This window comes from Actinoplanes philippinensis (assembly GCF_900113015.1).
GTDB lineage: Bacteria > Actinomycetota > Actinomycetes > Mycobacteriales > Micromonosporaceae > Actinoplanes > Actinoplanes philippinensis.
Genome location: NZ_FONV01000011.1, coordinates 351,087 through 368,632 on the forward strand (window position 1 = coordinate 351,087; position 17,546 = coordinate 368,632).

The window sequence follows — 17,546 nt, forward strand, 5'->3', positions numbered from 1 at the left end:
GACAGGGGTGGCCGGGAGGACGAAACTGTGGGGCACCGACCATGACGATCCGGCGACAGTTCGGCCACAAGCCGGCAACGACGCTAAGGGGGGTGCGGGAGTGCGGGCGAGAAGACGCCGGGACACCGGCTCGGACTATCTCAACGACGCCCTGGCGTTACTGAGCGGCTGGACCCGCGACGGCGTCCAGTTGCGCCGCGATCTGGCGTGTGACGACAGTCAGCACGCCGCCTTGACCGAACGTATCAAGGTGGCGGCGGACACTCTTCACATACGACCAAGCATCCGGCGAATCAACGGTCACACACAGATCTGTCTGGGGTCCCAGGACGGCACGGCCATCACCGACGGTGAGGTCACCCTCGCGGCCCGCATCGAGGACTTCTATCGCACCGTGGTCGAGAGGTCATGATCCAGGCGGACTACGCTGCGCCGCATGACTGACGTGGTGTACGACAACAAGGGTCAGCTCGAGCAGATCCAGAGCGGTCTGCTGGAGGGCGAGCAGATCATCGCGGTCTATGACGCGATCGGCGCGGGGACCGGGTTCATCGGCCTCACCAACCGCCGGATCATCATCCAGGACCAGTCCTATGTCGGTAAGCGGTATGCGATCACCAGCATCCCCTACTCCAAGGTGAGCAGCGTGAGCGTGGTGAGCAACAAGAGCTGGGCCGGCCAGTTCTTCTCCTCGGGCACCATCGCGATCGCGGTCGGCACCAGCACGTACGAGGTGGAGTTCCGCGGCTCGGACAAGGCCCACCACGTGCACAACCTGATCCTCAGCCAGGCTTCCTGATCCCGGTCAGCGCCCGCCGACCGCCTGCGTGAGATCCCATACGTACCGGCGGCCGGCGGGTTTCTCGTCGCGCCACGCCACCTCCCAACGGCCGCGGTGGTCGCGCTCCGGCTCACCGAACCGCCCGTACCCCTGCCGCTCCTTGACGCTCGGCGGCTGATCGCTGTCCGGGAAGCTGAAGGTGACCTGCAGGGTGAACGCGGCCGAGGTGCCGCTCGCGATCGGCAACCGGTCCTCCCAGACCAGCTGGTCCCAGCCGCGTTCACGCAGGGGGCTCCAGAGCCCGCGGGGACGGTACTCCACGTGCCACTCGGTGGGAGTGGTGATCGCCGGTTCGAAGATCAGCCACACCCGCAGCAGCCTGCTCTGCTCCAGCGGCAGGGCGGTGATGCTGCCGCCGCCCGGCCGCAGCGCCTTGAACGAGATCTCGTCGAGCCGGGTGAGCCGGTCGGTGCCGGTCGGCACGATCGGGCGCATGGTCCGGTTGGTGACCAGCGGCTCCGGGGTGGTCACCCGTTTCTCCACGATGCGGTCGCTGTCGTCGTCGGCGCCGATGACCACCAGCACCTCGAGGATCTCCGAGTAGAGCGGCTTCTCCCGGTCGCTGATGCGCTGGATGGCGTCGAGGTAGTGCTGGTGGCCGGCCTGCTGCAGGGCGAGCAGCCGGGTGGCGTCCTGCAGGTCGGTCCGCAGCTCCCGGATCTTGACGACGAACGCGAGCTGCCACAGGCGGACCACGAAGTAGAGCAGGCAGGCCAGGAAGATCGCGGTGAGAGCCCACTGCGCGAACCGGACGGGTATCCCGGCGAGCTGGGCGATGCCCGACGCCAGGCCGATGAGCACGACCGAGACGTTCAGGGTGCCCCTGAACAGGGTGTGAGAGATCGTCGGAGTCTCCGGCATCGTCCCAATGATGTCGAAACGATCGTTCCCGACAAATCCTCATAAAGAGTGAACAGCATCGCTTGGGGACGGCTGTTCGACCGATATCCGTTGTCCGATCAGCGGACCGGCCATGCCAGTCCGGCCCACCCGCGACTATTTTTCCCGGGCGCCTCTTGCCGACCGATTCCGGCCCGCCGCATGCTACCGGGAGTTCCACCAGAGTCGATCCTCAACCCCCGGAGGCGATCCCCGGTGCTGACCCATCTGCAGAGGCCGCTGACCCGGAGATATCGGGCCGAGATGTTCGGTCACGACCTCGACGCCCTGTCGATGCCGGGCGGGGGTGAGGGTGGGCAGCCGCATCGGCGGCTCCTGATCGGCCACAACACCATCTTCGCGATCGCGATGCTGCTGTCCGCGGTGCTGGTGGGCCTCGCCACGGTCGCCCTGCACTGACACGGCCCGCGGCGAGACCACGCGCGATCAGCTTCCGCCTTCGCCGCCCTTGCCGGTCATGGTTCTCCTCAGACGAACGTGATGGACTCCGGAAGTCCCAACGCCTTCAGCCTAGGTCAGGACGCGGGTCGGCAACGGCGTCTCGCGCACACTCCCATCGGGGGCGCGCCTCAACTCGTACCCCCGTGGCCCCTCATGATCGGCGACCGCCTCGGACAGTGACGTGCCGCGGAAGATCAGCCCCGCGCCGTCGTCGGTGGCGTAGCCGTCCGGCAGCATGCCGGAGGCGATCAGCTCGTGCATCATCGGCCGGCGCCGCTCCTCGGCGTCGTAGTGCACGCCGTTGCTGAACGGCAGGAACCCCAGGCCGTCGGTGAAGCCGCGCAGCTCCGGGCCGAAACTGTCGGTGCTGCCGCCGACGTGCCAGCAGATCGAGCCGGCCGAGACGCCGCCGAGCACGACGCCGGCCTGCCACGCCTCGTGCAGGATCTCGTCGACGCCGTGCACCCGCCAGACCGCGCACAGGTTCGCGACGCTGCCGCCACCCACCCAGATGACGTCCTGGGCGAGCAGGTGCGCCCGGATGTCGGCGACGTTCGGCATCGGGAAGAGCTGCAGATGCGAGGCGACGAACTCGGTGCCGGCGAACGCCGCGTAGTAGGCGCCGATCCGCGCCTCGGCGTCGCCGCCGGCCTGACCCAGGAAACAGATCCGGGGCGTCGTCGTGTTCGCCAGCTCGGCGGCGAGCCAGTGGGCGCGGCCCGGCCGCAGATCGAAGGCGCCCCGGCCGCCGGAGTGCAGGAAGGCGCTGGTGGCGAGGATGGTGGGGACGTCGGCGGTCACCGCAGCATCATCGCGCACGCGTCGGCGGTCTCCAGGACGAGATCCGCGACCAGATCGATGGCGGTGCTCAGCCGGACCGGATCGCCGTCGACCGCGGCGAACACCGCGTCCATCCGCGGCTTGAACCGCTCCGGAGCGCCCGGCAGCAGCGCGGCCGCGGCCACCGCGCCCTTCTCGTTGATCAGCCAGCGTCCGGCGGCGCCGTGCAGCGCGTGCGCGCACACCCCGGCGATCCGGAACAGGCATCCGGCGACGTACGCGCTGTCGCCGCGCGACACCGCCTTACGGGCCACCCCGACCAGGAAGTCGGCCTCCCACAACCCGGCCACCAGGGCTTCCGCCAGCGGGCGCGGGAAGATCAGGGCGCGGCGTCGCAGCCGCTCCAGCTCCCCGGTCGGGTCGGCGAGGATGCGGCTCAGGGCCAGTTCGCCGGGGTACGAGAAATCGGGCACCCCGAGGGGATGGCCGGCCTGGACGTGGAACGCGTAGCGCCCCTGCTCCGCGTCGGCCCAGCACCGGTGCACCCGGTCGGTGTCGCGGTAGATCCAGTCGACCGCGTGCCCGTCGATCCGCAGCCAGCCGCCGCCGTCCACCCACGGCCCCCACCCACCCGGCTCGGTGAGCCCGGAGCCCGGCCCGGCCACCTCGGTGGCCAGCTCGCCGAGCCGCCCGGTGTCCAGCGGCACCCGGTAGTAGAGGCCCAGGTCGTAGTCGGAGTCCTCGGTGTGGGTGCCGCGGGCCCGGCTGCCCCCGAGGACCACCCCGACGACGCCGGGCACGGTCAGCAGCCGGTGCGCGAGATCGGTCAGCCCGGTGTCGGTCAGCGCCATGCCGCTACCGTGTTACCCGGCGGGCCCGCGCGCAACAACCGGTGACCGTCAACACAGTGTGGCCGGTTCCAGGTCGGCCGGGTCGGGGCCGCCGGCGATCAGCAGATCAAGGTCCTCTCCCGCGCTCTCGTCGCCGACGCCCACCGGCTCCGGGCCTTCCCGTCCGTCGACCAGGCACGCCGGCGCGGACCGCCCGAACGGCAGGCAGATGCCGAGGATCTGCTCGCAGTCCACGTCCGGCTCCACCGGGCGCGCCGAGCCGACCGTCACCACCCGGTGCTGCGGCTCCCGCGTCACCGCGCTGCTGAGCAGGCGCCGCGAGCTGGGCCGGCCGTCGGTCAGCGTCACCAGATAGCGCAGCGTCCGCTCGCCGGACGCGCCGCGCGTCGTGACCCGGCGGGTGCCGCGGGGCATCGACGGGTCCCGGACCACTCGCGTGTCGAACGGGACCGACCGGGTCTCGACGTCGGTCCGGGTGGTGACGACGGGCGCGGCCGCCGCCAGGCGCCGGGCCGGGGCCTCCGCCAGCGTACGGACCCGTCGCGGCCCGGTCCGGTCGGCGCGGTCGTCGGCCACCCGGGCCCGGCTGAGCCGGTCGGTGGCGGCCGGCACGCGGGCCTGGTCCGGGCCGGCCGGTGCACCGGCTCGGTTCGCGCCGGCCGCCACACCGGCTTGGTCCGGGCCGGCCGGCACGCGGGGCGCCGGGGCCTTGTGCCGGGCCGTGGGCGCCGCGGTGCTCTCGTCGTCCGCCGTCGCGGCCGGGGCCGGAGGGCGGGCTGGAGCGATCGTCTCGCCGCGCCGCCGGGGCAGCGGCTCGGCGGCGGCAGCGGCCCGGCTGACCACCTCCGGGTCCTCCTCGAGCCGCGGCGCCCCGAGATCGGGGTCGACGGGCTGGGCGGCGACCTCGCTCGGGCCGGGAGCGGTCATCGTGGAGACGGCGCCGGCCACACCACCACCGACGATCACGAACATCGCACACGCGCCTGCGGTCATCCGGACGCCGAACGGCAGTCGGGCCCACCAAGACTTTCGTGGCATTTCGAGCAGATGCTGCCAAGAGTCACTAGTTGTCTGGTTTTGCACTAGAGCATTGTCACTTCCCCCCGGCCAAGGGCAAGCCGCCGCACGTCACCCGAAATGCTGAATCCCGCGCCCGCCACCGGCGCCGCGCGTTGCTCCGGCGAGGACCGGAGTCGGCCGCCGGGCGGGGTGCGCCGTCGCCGTACGATCATTGCCATGCCCGCGCCTGTGCCGCTCAGCCCGGACGAGGAGGCCGTGATGCGCGCCCTCGGCCGGTTCCTGCTGGTCATGCCACGCGCCCTCGACGCCGACCTGATGCGTGAGCAGCGCATGTCGGCCAGTGAGTACACAGTGCTGCGGCACCTCTCCGAAACCCCCGGCCACCTCATGCGGATGAGTGAACTCGCCACCGCCTGTGACATGTCACTGAGCGGCATGACACGCCTGGCCGCCAAGCTGGAGTCGCTCGGCTGCCTGCGCCGGATCCGCTGCGAGGAGGACGCCCGCGGCGCCAACGCGGTCCTCACCGAGAAGGGCATGGAGCGGCTCCGCGAGGCGTGGCCCACCCACCTGGCCAGCGTCCGCCGGCACATCTTCGACCACCTCGACGGGCTCGACCTGCATCGTCTGGCCAGCGCGTTCGACGCGATGGCCGCCGAGCACTGACGGCGTTTCGTGCCACCGGCCCGAGGCGTTCGGCTTGGGATGATCTGACAGTGCTGAACGCTGCCACCGACCACCCCCGGACGGCCCCCGGAGTCCTCGACCGGATCGCCACCGTCGTCTCCGAGGTGCTCGCCCCCGCGATCCTGGTCGCCGTGCTCCTGCTCACCGTGGGCTGGCACGCCGGCGACACCCCCGGCGTCTCGCGCTGGTGGGGACTGCCCGGCGCCCTGTTCGCCGCGGTCATCCCGCTCGGATACGTCCTGCACGGCGTACGCAGAGGCCGCCTCACCAACCACCACATCCCGGAACGCGCCGACCGGCGGATCCCGCTGCTCTTCGGCACCGCGTCGCTGATCGCCGGCCTGCTGCTGATGCTGGCCCTCGGCGCGCCCCGTGAGGTGCTCGCCCTGCTCGCCGCCGGCGGTGTCGGGCTGGCCGCGTTCGCCCTGGTCACCCACTGGTGGAAGATGTCCATCCACGCCGGGGTGGCGGCCGGGACGGTGTCCGCGCTGACCGCGGTCTACGGCGAGATCGCGCTGCTCGGCGCGCCGCTGGTGCTGCTCGGCTGCTGGGCCCGGGTCCGGCTCACCGCACACACTCCGGCACAGGTGGTCGCCGGCGCGGCGGTCGGCGCCCTGATCGCCGGAACGGTCTTCCCCCTGCTGCGCTGACTCCCCGGCCACCCTTCCCCTGCCCGGCCGCTCCTCGCCGCACCTCCTCAGGCGCGTCTTCCTCCGGCCCTTCCCTTGCCGGATCGTTCCCTCGCCGGACCTCTCTCAGGCGCGCCTTCCTCCGGGCTCTTCTCTGCCGGATCGCTCCTCGCCGCGCCTCCCTCAGGCGCGCCTTCCTCCGGGCTCGGCGGTTATGCCAGGCCGTAGGCGGCCAGGGTGCTGTCGAGCATCCGCTCCTGGTCGGCGGCGGGGAACGCGGCCGGATCAGCGGCGGCATACGCGGCCATGCCCTCGGTCATCGTGATCAGCCCCAACGTGACGGTGGCGACCCGCTCGGCCGTCCACTCCGGAGCGGCGGCCGCGGTGAGCCGCTCGATCCGCTCCCGCCACGCCCGGTTGTTGCGCCGGTGCTCGGCGATCAGCTCCTCGTCGGTGACCGCGGCGGCCAGGAAGCCCATCCACACGATCGACTCCTGCCGGGTCTGCTCGTCGAGCGCCATCCCCTGCCGCAGGACCGCCCGGAGCGCGGCGCGCGGCGAGCCCGCCTCCGCCTCCAGCGCCTCGACCCGCACCCGGGTCACCCGGTGCAGCATCTGCCGGGCGTGCAGCAGGAGCGCCCGCCGATTCGGGAAGCGGTGCATGACCAGCCCGGTCGTGCACCCGGCGGCCGCCGCGACGGCCCGCACGGTGAGCCGCTCCAACCCCTGCTCGGCCAGCACGCTCCACACCGCCCGGGACAGCGTCTCCCCCTGCGCCGACCGATCCGCTGCTCGTGACACGCGTCGCACCCCTTCCCATCCGGAACAGATGTTACCGTAACGCCTGTTACGAATGGAGGCCCGCCTTGACCTGGACCATCGAACCGCGCCCCTGGGACGACGCCGCCGGCGCTGCACTCCGCGCCGCCCAGCGTGCCGAGCTCGACGCCCGCTACGGCTCCGGCGACCACGAGCCCGGCACCCCGCCGTCCGCCGCCGACATCGACCTGTTCCTGGTCGCGCTGGACGCCGGCGGCACCCCGGTCGGCTGCGGCGCCCTCCGCCGGCTGGACCCGGCATCCGCAGAGGTCAAGCGCATGTTCGTGGCCCCGGCCGCCCGCGGCTCCGGCGTGTCGACGGCCATCCTGCGGGCCTTGGAGGCCGCCGCCGTGGACCGCGGCTGGACCACGATCAGACTGGAGACCGGCCCGGCCCAGCCGGACGCAATGCGCTTCTACGAGCGGGAGGGTTACCACGAGATCCCGCTGTTCGGCGCGTACATCGGCTCCGACCTCTCGGTCTGCTACGAGCGAGCCTTGACCCTCAGCGGTCCGCTACCCTAGTCCCATGACGGCCCTGCCCGAGTGGATGCACCCACCACGCGTGGAAGGTTGGTTCGCGGAAGACCTGGACCGCCTTCCCGAGGCTCCTCGGCACACCGAACTCATCGACGGAGCCCTCGTCTTCATGATGTCGCCGCAACGCGCCTGGCACAGCCGCCTCATCTTCGCTCTCCGGCAGTCACTCGCAGCACAGGCGCCGGCAGGCTTCGAGGTGGATCAAGAGATGACGATCCGGCTCGACAAATACAACCGGCCCGAGCCGGACGTTCTGGTGACGAGTGCCGCCTACGACCCCGACCGCACGTATTTCACGCCCGATGAGGTGCGACTCGTCGTCGAGGTCGTCTCCCCCGAATCGGCTCACCGGGATCGCACGGTCAAACTCCGCAAATACGCCGATGCAGGCATTCCTCATTACTGGCGGATCGAGGACGAGACCGGGGCGCCGGCCGTCCACGTCTACGAGCTGGACGAGCCGACGAAAACGTACGTCGCCTCCGGCATCCACCGGGGCGTGCTCCGTCGGCCAGTACCGTTCGACATCGACATCGACCTGGCCGGCCTTATCCCACCACGTTCCTGACGATCAGGATTTGACGGCCGGGCGCAAGGTGACCGTGACGTGGTCGCCTTCGCCTACGCCCTCGGCCTTGCGGACGGCGTCCTTGAGCGGCACCAGGTAACGGCCGTCTTTCGGGAAGAGCGCCGTCCGGAACTCGGTGCGGCCGAGCGCGACCTGCACCGGCACCTGCCCCCAGTAGATCAGGGACCGGGCCTCTTCCTTGAGTTCGGCGCTGTCGGCCTCGGACATGGCGACGAAGAAGAAGGGCGCCGGCCCCCGCCATTCGATGATCTCGCCGTCAACAACCCATTCCACAGCGACTGATTGAACCAGCAACCGCGTGCGGATGCCGCCCAGCGGTCCAACTCCTCGCGGAGAAGCCGGCGCCGCTCGACGTCGAAGGCCGCGCGAAAGGGCGATGACATCCCGCGCGGCCCGACAATGAACCGAAAATCAGACGTTGAAGAGGAACTCAACCGGTGCGTCAGTAGCGAGAACTCACACCGCCACGAGCCGGACGCGGGCGCCGCAGAGCTTGGTCATGTCGTCGATGTCGGACGTCAACATGATCACAGGTCGATGCTGGCGCAACGCAGCCTCGGCGACCGCCGCATCAATCGCGTACTTGTGTCCATGCAAACCGGCACCCATCAGCAGGCTCGACGCCGCCCTTGCCTCCTCGTCGCCCACCGGAATGACTCGTAACCCAGAAAGTAACCAGTTCAGGCGAGACTTGTTCGTGCGGGCGTGAACAGCCTCGATGATGGTGAGGGCACTGATCACGACCTCCATGCCACGCGAGCGCGCCTCGGCTGTCATTGCCACCACCTGCTCGTCGTCGGAGAGCAGCTTCGAGAGCCCTTCACTGTCGAGGACCAGCGTTCCCTCGTGGATCAGCTTGCGGCGGGCCATTCGTCCCCCTCGGCGAATACCTCGTCGAAGACCTGCCGCGCTCGCTGATGAGCCTCATCGGAGACCGGCCCCTTGCGGCTCTCGTAGTCGGCCAGGTACTCGTCGAGCACCTGGCCGCGCAATTCCCGTTCAACCGCCTCGGCAATGAACGCGGAGAACTCCCGCTTACCTACCCGCGCCCGGATCGCGTCGGCTGTCCCCTCAGGCAGCGACAAGCTCACCCGGGTCGCAGGCCCTTCGCCAATGCGGTACACCGTCTCGCTCATCAGCCCAGTGTGTCAAACGAGTAGGAAAACTGCCACAGCCTGCTGCGCCGTCCGTGGCAGAGCTACACGGCAGATGGTGAACCGGAATCAGACGTTGAAGCGGAACTCCACGACGTCGCCGTCCTTCATGATGTAGTCCTTGCCCTCCATGCGGACCTTGCCGGCGGCCTTCGCGGCCGACATGGAACCGGCGGCGACCAGGTCGTCGTAGCTGACGATCTCGGCCTTGATGAAGCCGCGCTGGAAGTCGGAGTGAATGACGCCGGCCGCCTCGGGGGCGGTCGCGCCGACCGGAACCGTCCAGGCGCGGGCCTCCTTAGGGCCGGCGGTCAGGTAGGTCTGCAGGCCGAGCGTGTCGAAGCCGACCCGGATCAGCCGGTTGAGGCCGGGCTCGGACTGGCCGGTCGACTGGAGCAGCTCCAGCGCATCGGCCTCGTCCAGCTCGATCAGCTCGGACTCGATCTTCGCGTCCATGAAGACGGCCTCGGCCGGGGCGACCAGGGCACGCAGCTCGTCGAGGAACGCCTCGTTGCCCAGCTCGGTCTCGTCGACGTTGAACACGTACAGGAAAGGCTTGGTGGTCAGCAGGTGCAACTCGGCCAGCAACTCCAGCTCGATGCCGGCCGACGCCGCGCCCTGATAGAGGGTGACACCGTCGTTGAGCAGCTTGAACGCGGCCTCGGCGGCGGCCACCGTGGCGGCCTTCTCCTTCTTGAGCTTCGCCTCCTTCTGCAGGCGGGGCAGCGCCTTCTCGACCGTCTGCAGGTCGGCGAGGATCAGTTCGGTGTTGATCGTCTCGATGTCGTCGGCCGGGGACACCTTGCCGTCGACGTGCAGCACGTTCGGGTCGGAGAAGGCGCGCACCACCTGGCAGATCGCCGACGCGTCGCGGATGTTGGCGAGGAACGCGTTGCCGCGGCCCTGCCCCTTGGACGCGCCGCGGACCAGGCCGGCGATGTCGACGAAGCTCACCGGCGCCGGCAGGATCTTCTCACTGCCGAACAGCTCGGCCAGCTTGTTCAGCCGCTCGTCGGGCAGCCCGACCACGCCGACGTTGGGCTCGATCGTCGCGAACGGGTAGTTCGCGGCGAGCACGTCGTTCTTGGTCAGGGCGTTGAACAGGGTGCTCTTGCCGACGTTGGGCAGGCCGACGATTCCGATGGTGAGGCTCACGGAACGCCAGTCTACGCAAGCGTCAGCGAAAGAACTTCCGCAGTTCGGCGGCCACGGTTTCCGGCCTGCCGCTGTCGTCGGCGGCGAGATGACCGACGCCGGTCAAGGTCACCCGTCGCACTCGCGGCAGGACCGGCTCAAGGCCGTTCAGGACCCCGGTGAGGTACGCCGGAGAGCGGTCCCCACCCAGCAGGAGCGTCTCCGCCGTCACCGACCGGTAGATGCCGAGAGGACCGGCCGCCTCCTCGACGACCGCCGCGTCCAGGCGCATCGTCGGGATCAGGTCACCGATGGGCCGGCCGGCTCCGACCCGGATCGCGACTCCCAGCAGCGGCACCAGGGCCGCGCGGGGAACGTACCGAAAATCGCCTGTGCCTTTTGCGGCCGTGACCAGCGCCGCGGCCCGGTGACCACGGGAGAGCTCCCTCTCGAACCTGGGAAGCCACGCGAGCGGGTCGTGATCGTCGTGCTTGAGCGGCGGCTCGTAGAGCGCGAGCCGCTCGATCGGCAGCTCCATCGCGGCGCGCAGCGCGATGACGGCGCCGGAGCTGAGGCCGAACACATTGCGCGCGCCGGTCTCGTCGAGCACCGCCGCCAGGTCGCCGATCTCGTCGCGCAGCCCGTGGCCGGGACGCGCCGGACCGCTGCGCCCGCGGCCGCGCCGGTCCGGGACGTAGACGGTGAAGTCGCCGGCCAGCGATCGGGCCAGCCTCGTGAAATTGGCCGAGGTCTGCATGCCGCCGTGCAGAAGCACGACCTTGGGCCCGCCCCCGAGGACGCGCCACCGGATGTCGATCCTTGCCGCTTGCGCCATCATGCTGTCAACCGTAGTTGACAGCTGCGTCAATCGTCAACCTGAGTTGACAGGAGCCTCGGCCGCATGCACCCCGGTCCACTGTCCGGACAGCCGACCCTGCTCTGAACACGGTCATGTCCGAATCCCGCCAGCCGAACCGGCCCCGCCGGGAGCAGACTCGACGACATGGAGCTGGACTTCGAACACTGCTACCGGGCCGTCGACAGCCGTGACCCGCGGTTCGACGGCTGCTTCTACACGGCCGTACGCACCACCGGCATCTACTGCCGCCCGTCCTGCCCGGCCGTCACCCCGAAACGGGAGAACGTCACGTTCTACCCCAGCGCCGCAGCCGCCCAGCGCGGCGGATTCCGGGCCTGCCGACGCTGCCGGCCCGACGCCGCACCCGGTTCCCCCGAATGGGACACCCGCGCCGACACCGTAGGACGCGCCATGCGCCTCATCGGCGACGGCGTCGTCGACCGCGAAGGCGTGGCCGGACTGGCCGGACGACTCGGATACACCGAACGGCACCTCAACCGGATGCTCACCGCCGAACTCGGCGCCGGGCCACTCGCGCTCGCCCGCGCCCAGCGCGCCCAGACCGCCCGCATCCTCGTCGAGACCACCGGACTCGGGCTCGCCGAGATCGCGTTCGCGGCCGGGTTCGGAAGCGTGCGGCAGTTCAACGACACGATGCTCGAGGTGTACGCGCGGTCGCCCAGCCAGATGCGCGAGAAGCAGACCGTCGGACGCGGGGAGGCGGGAGTCGTCAATCTGCGCCTCGCGTACCGGCCGCCGCTGCACGCGGAGTCGCTGCTCTCGTTCTTCGCCGGGCGGACACTGCCGGGCGTCGACGAGGTCGCCGACGGGGCCTATCGGCGTGGGCTGAACCTGCCGCACGGGGGTGCGGTCGTCTCGCTGCGGCCCGGGGATCGGGTCGTTCATGCGACGTTGCGGCTCGATGACGTGCGGGATCTGGCGCCGGCGGTCGCGCGGTGCCGGCGGCTTTTCGACCTGGACGCCGATCCGGTCGCCGTGGATGGGGTGCTCGGGTCGGATCCGGCTCTGCGCGGGGTGGTCGCTGAGGAGCCGGGGGTGCGGGTGCCTCGGGCGGTGGACGGGTTCGAGATGGCTGTCCGGGCCGTGGTGGGGCAGCAGGTGAGTGTGGCGGGGGCTCGGACGACGCTGGGGCGGATGGTGCGGGCGGCGGTTGGCGTGGGGCAGGCGACGTCCGTGGGGGAACCCACCCCCATCCCCCAAACCGATACCACCGCGCCGCTCGCCGGTTTCCCGGCGGCCGACGTCATCGCCGCCCTGCCGGACGCCGCTTTCGGCATGCCGGCGGCACGCCGCGCCACCATCCGCGCCCTCGCCGAGGCGGTGGCCGACGGCAAGCTCGACCTCGACCCCACCGCCGACCGCACCGAGACGGTGACCCGCCTGACCGAGCTCCCCGGCATCGGCCCGTGGACCGCCGGTTACGTCGCCATGCGCGCGATCGGCGACCCCGACGTCTTCCTCCCCACCGACCTGGCGGCCCGCCGCGGCGCCGAGGCGCTGGGTTTGCCCGCCACTGCCAAAACCCTTTCGTCGTACGCCGAGCGCTGGCGTCCCTGGCGCTCCTATGCCCTGATCCGTCTGTGGCGTGCCGCGTAACCGAACCTACCGCTCATCCAGCCCCGCCGGACGGTTGTCCACATTGCCGCAACCGCCCTCGCAGTTGTCCACAGGCAGCCCCCTTTCCGGCACACGATCCGCGAAACCGCGTCACGCTGGAGCCCTCACCGAGGAGGAAACGATGTTGCTTCATTCGACTTTGGACAGTCCGGTCGGCCCGTTCACCGTGGTGGTGGCGCAGAGCGGGGCGGTGCGCGCGGCCGGTTTCACCACCGATGTGGCCGAGTTGCTGAAACTGGTGCATCCGGTGCTGCTCGAGCCTGCGCGGCCGGGTGATCCCGGCGACGTGGGCCCGGCGGTGCGGGCCTATCTGGGTGGCGATCTGACAGCCATCGACGCGATCGCGGTGGAGCAGCACACGGCCGGCGAGTTCATGGCGCACGCGTGGCGGGTGATGCGCGACATCAAGCCGGGCGCCCCGGTGACGTATACGGGGTTCGCCGAGTTGTCCGGCCGGCCGGCGGCGATCCGTGCGGCGGCCGCGGCCTGTGCCCGTAATCCGGTGGCGTTGTTCACGCCGTGTCACCGGGTGCTGCGGACGGACGGGTCGCTCGGCGGCTACCGCTGGGGGCTGCACGTCAAGGAGTGGCTGTTGCGACACGAGTCGGCGGCCTAATCACGTGGCGACGTGGTGGCGCCGGTCCTACGCTGACCGGCATGACTGATACGGGAACCGGGCGCCACGGTCTCCCCGAGCGGCCGTCATTGGACGGGCTCGAGGAGAAGTGGGCGCCGCGCTGGCAGGAGGAGGCGACGTACGCGTTCGACCGCTCGAAGGAGCGGGCCGACGTGTACTCGATCGACACACCTCCGCCGACCGTATCGGGCTCGTTGCACATCGGGCACGTCTACTCGTTCACACACACCGACACGGTCGCGCGGTTCCAGCGGATGCGCGGCAAGGCCGTCTTCTATCCGATGGGCTGGGACGACAACGGGCTGCCGACGGAGCGCCGGGTTCAGAATGTGTTCGGTGTCCGATGTGACCCGTCGTTGCCGTATGACCCGTCGTGGCAGCCGCCGGCGAAGGCGCCGAAGGATCCGGTCTCGATCTCGCGCCGCAATTTCGTCGAGTTGTGTGGCCGGTTGACGGTCGAGGACGAGAAGGGGTTCGAGGCGCTGTGGCGGCGGCTCGGGCTGTCGGTCGACTGGGATCTGACGTATACGACGGTCGGCGCGAAGGCGCAGGCGGTCTCGCAGCGGGCGTTCCTGGCGAACCTCGCGGCCGGTCAGGCCTATTCGGCGGAGGCGCCGACGCTGTGGGACATCGGGTTCCGGACGGCGGTCGCGCAGGCCGAGCTGGAGGATAGGCAGCGGCCGGGTGCGTATCACCGGCTGCGGTTCCACGGCCCGGACGGGCCGGTCGAGATCGACACCACACGGCCGGAGCTGCTGCCGGCGTGTGTCGCGCTGGTTCACCACCCGGGTGATCCCCGCTTCGCGGGTCTCACGTCGGTCCGCACTCCGTTCTTCGACGTCGAGGTCCCGGTCCGGGAGCATCCGCTCGCGGCAGCCGACAAGGGTACGGGCATCGCGATGGTCTGCACGTTCGGTGACCTGGCCGATGTCACGTGGTGGCGGGACCTGGCCTTGGACACGCGGGTCGTGCTGGGCCGCGACGGGCGGTTCCTTCCGGATGCGCCGGCGGGTGTCCCGGTCGCCGCCTATCAGGGGCTGGCCGGGTTGACGGTCAACGCGGCGCGGGCCGAGATGGTCCGGCTGCTGCGGGAGTCGGGTGACCTGCTCGGGGAGCCGACGCCGATCACGCATCCGGTCAAGTTCTACGAGCGTGGCGACCGGCCGCTGGAGATCGTCACGAGCCGGCAGTGGTTCATCCGTAACGGCGGGCGTGACCCGGAGCTGCGGGCGGAGCTGCTGGAGCGGGGCCGGGAGCTGCGCTGGGTTCCGGAGAGCATGCGGCATCGCTACGAGCATTGGGTCGGGGGGCTGACCGGTGACTGGCTGATCAGCCGGCAGCGGTTCTTCGGTGTCGCGATCCCGGTCTGGTATGGGCTGGATGCGAACGGGGAGCCGGACTACGACCGGCTGCTCCTGCCCGACGATGCGGCGTTGCCCGTCGATCCGTCGTCGGATTGTCCGCCCGGCTGGTCGGAGGAGCAACGGGACGTTCCTGGCGGGTTCACCGCGGATCCGGATGTCATGGACACGTGGGCGACGTCGTCGTTGACCCCGCAGATCGTCACCGGGTGGAGCACGGATCCGGATCTGCATGCCCGTACGTATCCGATGGACATGCGCCCGCAGGGTCAGGAGATCATCCGGACGTGGCTATTCGGATCGGTGTTGCGGGCCGGTCAGCTCACCGGTGGCCTGCCGTGGCGGCGGGCGGTCCTGTCCGGCTGGATCCTCGATCCGGACCACAAGAAGATCTCGAAGTCGCTGGGCAACGAGGTCGAGACGCCGGTTCAGCTGCTGGAGCAGTACGGGTCGGACGCGGTCCGGTATTGGGCGGCGTGTGGTCGCCCGGGGGCGGATCTGGCATTTGAGCCGGCCCAGTTGAAGGTGGGGCGGCGGCTGGCGACGAAGCTGTTGAACGCGTCGAGGTTCGCACTGGGTCTGGGTGCGGCGGACGCGTTGCGGCAGCCGGTCACCGAGCCGCTGGACCGGGCGATGCTGGGGCGTCTGGCGGAGGTGGTCGTCACGGCGACGGCCGCGTTCGACGAGCATCAGCACACCGATGCGCTGCAGGCGACGGAGACGTTCTTCTGGACGTTCTGCGACGACTACATCGAGCTGGTCAAGGATCGGGCGTATGCGCAGGGCCCGGGCGGTGACTCGGCTCGTGCGGCGCTGGCTGCGGGGCTGTCGGCGCTGTTGCGGTTGTTCGCGCCGTTCCTGCCGTTCGTCACGGAGGAGATCTGGTCGTGGTGGCGGTACGGGTCGGTGCACCGGTCGACGTGGCCGACCCGGTACGAGTTGTCGCGGGTGGCGCCGGACAGTGATCCGTCGTTGCTGGATCTGGCCGGGGACGCGTTGCGGCAGGTCCGGCGGGCCAAGTCGGACCGCAAGCTGTCGATGAGGACTGAGGTTCCGCTGGCTGAGGCGCTCGGGCCGGGTGAGCTGCTGGACCGGCTGGAGCTGATCGACGGCGACTTCCGGGCGGCCGCGCGGATCGGCAAGTTGGACCTGCTTCGTGACCGTACCCCAGAGCTGGTGATCGCCTGCGCATTCTGAGCGGGGCGGCCACCATAGGAGGCATGTCGATCGCGCCTGAGGAGGTCCGGGCTCCGGCCCGGGACGCGATGTTGTTCCGGTCGTCGCCGGCCCGGACCTTCGTCATGGTGTTCGCGGTGCTGATGGTCGCCTATGTGGCGGTCTCCCCGGTGGTGGGGTGGATCGCCGGGGACAGCGGGGACCCGTGGTGGGTGACCGCTGTGCAGGCGGTGCTGATCGGGGCGGCGGTGGCGGGCGCGTATGCGGTGTCGGCGCGGGCGGCCCTGTCGACGTGGGTCCGGGTGTCGTCGGGTGGGCTGGAGCTGGCCGCTCAGGAGTCGGATCCGGTCCTGCTGGATTGGGCGGACATCGCGGCTGTGGTGATCCGCCGGGACGGGTTGCGGACGGTTCTGGACGTGGTTCCGGTGGATCTGGACAGCGTGCATCCGGTTCAGGAGGGTGACACGGGTGGGCCGGCGTTGGCGGATACGCCGCGGGGTCCGGCGTTCACCGCGGATCTGACACAGATCTGGCCGAGCCCGCGGGCGCTGCGCCGCGCGATCGACCGCCACCTGTCCCGCTGATCAGACGCCAAGGAAGCCGGCCCGAAAGGTGCCAGGAAGCCGGGCCCGAAGGCTCCAGATGTCTAAGCCAGCCGACCTGAAAGGTGCCGGAAAGCCGGACCGGAGGGGCTTCAGAAGTCGAAGCCGCCGAAATCGCCGCCGCTGAAATCGCTGAAGCCGCCGCCTATGTCGCCGCCGGTGAAGTCACCTGCGCCGAGATCGCCGGCGGCCATGTCACCGCCTGCGAAGTCACCGCCGGCGAAGTCACCGCCTGCGAAGTCGCCGGCGGCGAGGTCGGCGCCGCCGAAATCGCCGAACTCCGGGGAGAACAGGGCGTCGAAGATGAGCATGCCGCCGAGGACGCCGGCGCCCGCGCCGAGGGCGGTCCGCCAGACGGGGGTCGAATACCAGCCGGACGGCACGGGACGGCCCTCGACCCGGCCACCGGGGTAGTAGTAGGGGGTGTCGGCGCCCGGGCGAGGGCCGGCCTTGTAGGAGTGGCCCTGCACGGTCACCTCACGCTCGTAGGTGATCTGGCCGGTGTTGTGGGCGGAGCTGAGCGGCGGCAGGTCGGGGCCGGGGTCGAGGCCCATGGCGACGCGTGCGGCCCGGGCGTAGGTGAGGCCTTCCAGCGCCGACTCGCGGGCGAGCTGGAACTGGCGGACCGAATTGGCGGTCTGCAGCTGGCCTCCGGCGGCGTTGTAGCGCTCGCTCGCGTCGGCGAGGGCCTGCCGGGCGGCGGGTTCTTCGGAGGTGAGGTTCATGACCTGGCCGCCGAGCCGCTCATACCACCTCTGGGCGTCGGCCCGGGCGTCGTCGAGCTCGGTCTGGCGGCGGGCTTTGCCGCCTCGCTGGGCGGCCGCGATGGCCAGGCCGGCGAGCACGACGATGAGCAGGATCAGCAACACGCCCTTCATGATTCCCACGGT

General features: G+C 70.5%; 22 protein-coding genes. 11 read left to right on the top strand and 11 right to left on the bottom strand.

The window, feature by feature from the left end; genetic code table 11:
- Positions 1–100 precede the first annotated feature (100 nt).
- Positions 101–412, top strand: a complete 312-nt coding sequence (locus BM290_RS29815) for a 4a-hydroxytetrahydrobiopterin dehydratase (protein WP_093619220.1) — start codon at positions 101–103, stop codon at positions 410–412.
- 24 nt (positions 413–436) lie between these two features.
- Positions 437–799, top strand: a complete 363-nt coding sequence (locus tag BM290_RS29820) for a PH domain-containing protein (protein ID WP_093619221.1) — start codon at positions 437–439, stop codon at positions 797–799.
- Between the two features lie 6 nt (positions 800–805).
- Here the strand turns inward: BM290_RS29820 and BM290_RS29825 are convergent, their stop codons facing one another.
- Positions 806–1,702 (bottom strand): hypothetical protein, encoded by an 897-nt coding sequence (locus BM290_RS29825; protein ID WP_093619222.1) that lies wholly within the window; start codon positions 1,700–1,702, stop codon positions 806–808.
- Positions 1,703–1,936: 234 nt separating this feature from the next.
- On the opposite strand from BM290_RS29825, the gene BM290_RS29830 reads away from it, so the two are divergent.
- On the top strand, positions 1,937–2,140 hold the full coding sequence (locus BM290_RS29830; protein WP_239143744.1) for a hypothetical protein: 204 nt from the start codon (positions 1,937–1,939) through the stop codon (positions 2,138–2,140).
- Positions 2,141–2,251: 111 nt separating this feature from the next.
- Here BM290_RS29830 and BM290_RS29835 read toward each other — a convergent pair whose 3' ends face one another.
- From BM290_RS29835 to BM290_RS50800, 3 genes are read right to left on the bottom strand one after another with little or no spacing between them, the layout of a single operon-like run.
- A complete protein-coding gene (locus BM290_RS29835) occupies positions 2,252–2,983 on the bottom strand; it encodes a Type 1 glutamine amidotransferase-like domain-containing protein (RefSeq protein ID WP_093619224.1) in 732 nt (243 codons plus the stop codon).
- A complete protein-coding gene (locus BM290_RS29840) occupies positions 2,980–3,813 on the bottom strand; it encodes a nucleotidyltransferase domain-containing protein (protein WP_093619225.1) in 834 nt (277 codons plus the stop codon). The genes BM290_RS29835 and BM290_RS29840 overlap by 4 nt, the downstream gene beginning before the upstream one ends.
- 48 nt (positions 3,814–3,861) lie before the next feature.
- Positions 3,862–4,851: a G5 domain-containing protein gene (locus BM290_RS50800; RefSeq protein WP_093619226.1), complete on the bottom strand. Its 990-nt coding sequence runs from the start codon at positions 4,849–4,851 to the stop codon at positions 3,862–3,864.
- A gap of 198 nt (positions 4,852–5,049) precedes the next feature.
- Between BM290_RS50800 and BM290_RS29850 the strand changes: the two genes are divergently transcribed.
- Positions 5,050–5,499, top strand: a complete 450-nt coding sequence (locus tag BM290_RS29850; RefSeq protein ID WP_239143743.1) for a MarR family winged helix-turn-helix transcriptional regulator — start codon at positions 5,050–5,052, stop codon at positions 5,497–5,499.
- 50 nt (positions 5,500–5,549) lie between these two features.
- A complete protein-coding gene (locus tag BM290_RS29855; protein WP_239143742.1) occupies positions 5,550–6,170 on the top strand; it encodes a phosphatase PAP2 family protein in 621 nt (206 codons plus the stop codon).
- 191 nt (positions 6,171–6,361) lie between these two features.
- Here BM290_RS29855 and BM290_RS29860 read toward each other — a convergent pair whose 3' ends face one another.
- Positions 6,362–6,949, bottom strand: coding sequence for a TetR/AcrR family transcriptional regulator (locus tag BM290_RS29860; protein ID WP_093619227.1), 588 nt, complete (start codon positions 6,947–6,949; stop codon positions 6,362–6,364).
- A 65-nt stretch (positions 6,950–7,014) separates the two neighbouring features.
- Between BM290_RS29860 and BM290_RS29865 the strand changes: the two genes are divergently transcribed.
- Entirely contained in the window at positions 7,015–7,491 is a 477-nt protein-coding gene (locus BM290_RS29865) for a GNAT family N-acetyltransferase (protein ID WP_093619228.1), read from the top strand.
- A gap of 4 nt (positions 7,492–7,495) precedes the next feature.
- Positions 7,496–8,074 carry a Uma2 family endonuclease gene (locus BM290_RS29870; protein WP_093619229.1) on the top strand — a complete coding sequence of 193 codons (579 nt, stop codon included), beginning with the start codon at positions 7,496–7,498 and terminating at the stop codon, positions 8,072–8,074.
- Between the two features lie 3 nt (positions 8,075–8,077).
- On the opposite strand, the gene BM290_RS29875 is transcribed toward BM290_RS29870, so the two are convergent.
- From BM290_RS29875 to BM290_RS29895, 5 genes are all read right to left on the bottom strand, one after another.
- Positions 8,078–8,368, bottom strand: a complete 291-nt coding sequence (locus tag BM290_RS29875; RefSeq protein ID WP_093619230.1) for a DUF1905 domain-containing protein — start codon at positions 8,366–8,368, stop codon at positions 8,078–8,080.
- A 183-nt stretch (positions 8,369–8,551) separates the two neighbouring features.
- Positions 8,552–8,965 (bottom strand): DNA-binding protein, encoded by a 414-nt coding sequence (locus BM290_RS29880; RefSeq protein WP_093619231.1) that lies wholly within the window; start codon positions 8,963–8,965, stop codon positions 8,552–8,554.
- Entirely contained in the window at positions 8,947–9,231 is a 285-nt protein-coding gene (locus BM290_RS29885; protein ID WP_093619232.1) for a hypothetical protein, read from the bottom strand. Before BM290_RS29885 ends, BM290_RS29880 begins: the two co-directional genes overlap by 19 nt.
- Positions 9,232–9,318: 87 nt before the next feature.
- A complete protein-coding gene (ychF, locus tag BM290_RS29890; RefSeq protein ID WP_093619233.1) occupies positions 9,319–10,404 on the bottom strand; it encodes a redox-regulated ATPase YchF in 1,086 nt (361 codons plus the stop codon).
- Positions 10,405–10,426: 22 nt separating this feature from the next.
- Positions 10,427–11,221 (bottom strand): alpha/beta fold hydrolase, encoded by a 795-nt coding sequence (locus BM290_RS29895; RefSeq protein WP_093619234.1) that lies wholly within the window; start codon positions 11,219–11,221, stop codon positions 10,427–10,429.
- A gap of 165 nt (positions 11,222–11,386) precedes the next feature.
- On the opposite strand from BM290_RS29895, the gene BM290_RS29900 reads away from it, so the two are divergent.
- The 4 genes from BM290_RS29900 (at position 11,387) to BM290_RS29915 (ending at position 16,638) form a co-directional block, all read left to right on the top strand.
- Entirely contained in the window at positions 11,387–12,859 is a 1,473-nt protein-coding gene (locus BM290_RS29900; RefSeq protein ID WP_093619235.1) for a DNA-3-methyladenine glycosylase 2 family protein, read from the top strand.
- A gap of 142 nt (positions 12,860–13,001) precedes the next feature.
- A complete protein-coding gene (locus BM290_RS29905; protein WP_093619236.1) occupies positions 13,002–13,496 on the top strand; it encodes a methylated-DNA--[protein]-cysteine S-methyltransferase in 495 nt (164 codons plus the stop codon).
- Between the two features lie 41 nt (positions 13,497–13,537).
- The gene (gene valS, locus BM290_RS29910) at positions 13,538–16,075 is read left to right on the top strand and encodes a valine--tRNA ligase (protein ID WP_093619237.1); all 2,538 of its coding nucleotides are present in this window, start codon (positions 13,538–13,540) and stop codon (positions 16,073–16,075) included.
- A gap of 23 nt (positions 16,076–16,098) precedes the next feature.
- The gene (locus tag BM290_RS29915; protein ID WP_093619238.1) at positions 16,099–16,638 is read left to right on the top strand and encodes a hypothetical protein; all 540 of its coding nucleotides are present in this window, start codon (positions 16,099–16,101) and stop codon (positions 16,636–16,638) included.
- Positions 16,639–16,748: 110 nt separating this feature from the next.
- Here BM290_RS29915 and BM290_RS29920 read toward each other — a convergent pair whose 3' ends face one another.
- The gene (locus BM290_RS29920) at positions 16,749–17,534 is read right to left on the bottom strand and encodes a hypothetical protein (protein WP_093619239.1); all 786 of its coding nucleotides are present in this window, start codon (positions 17,532–17,534) and stop codon (positions 16,749–16,751) included.
- Positions 17,535–17,546 lie beyond the last annotated feature (12 nt).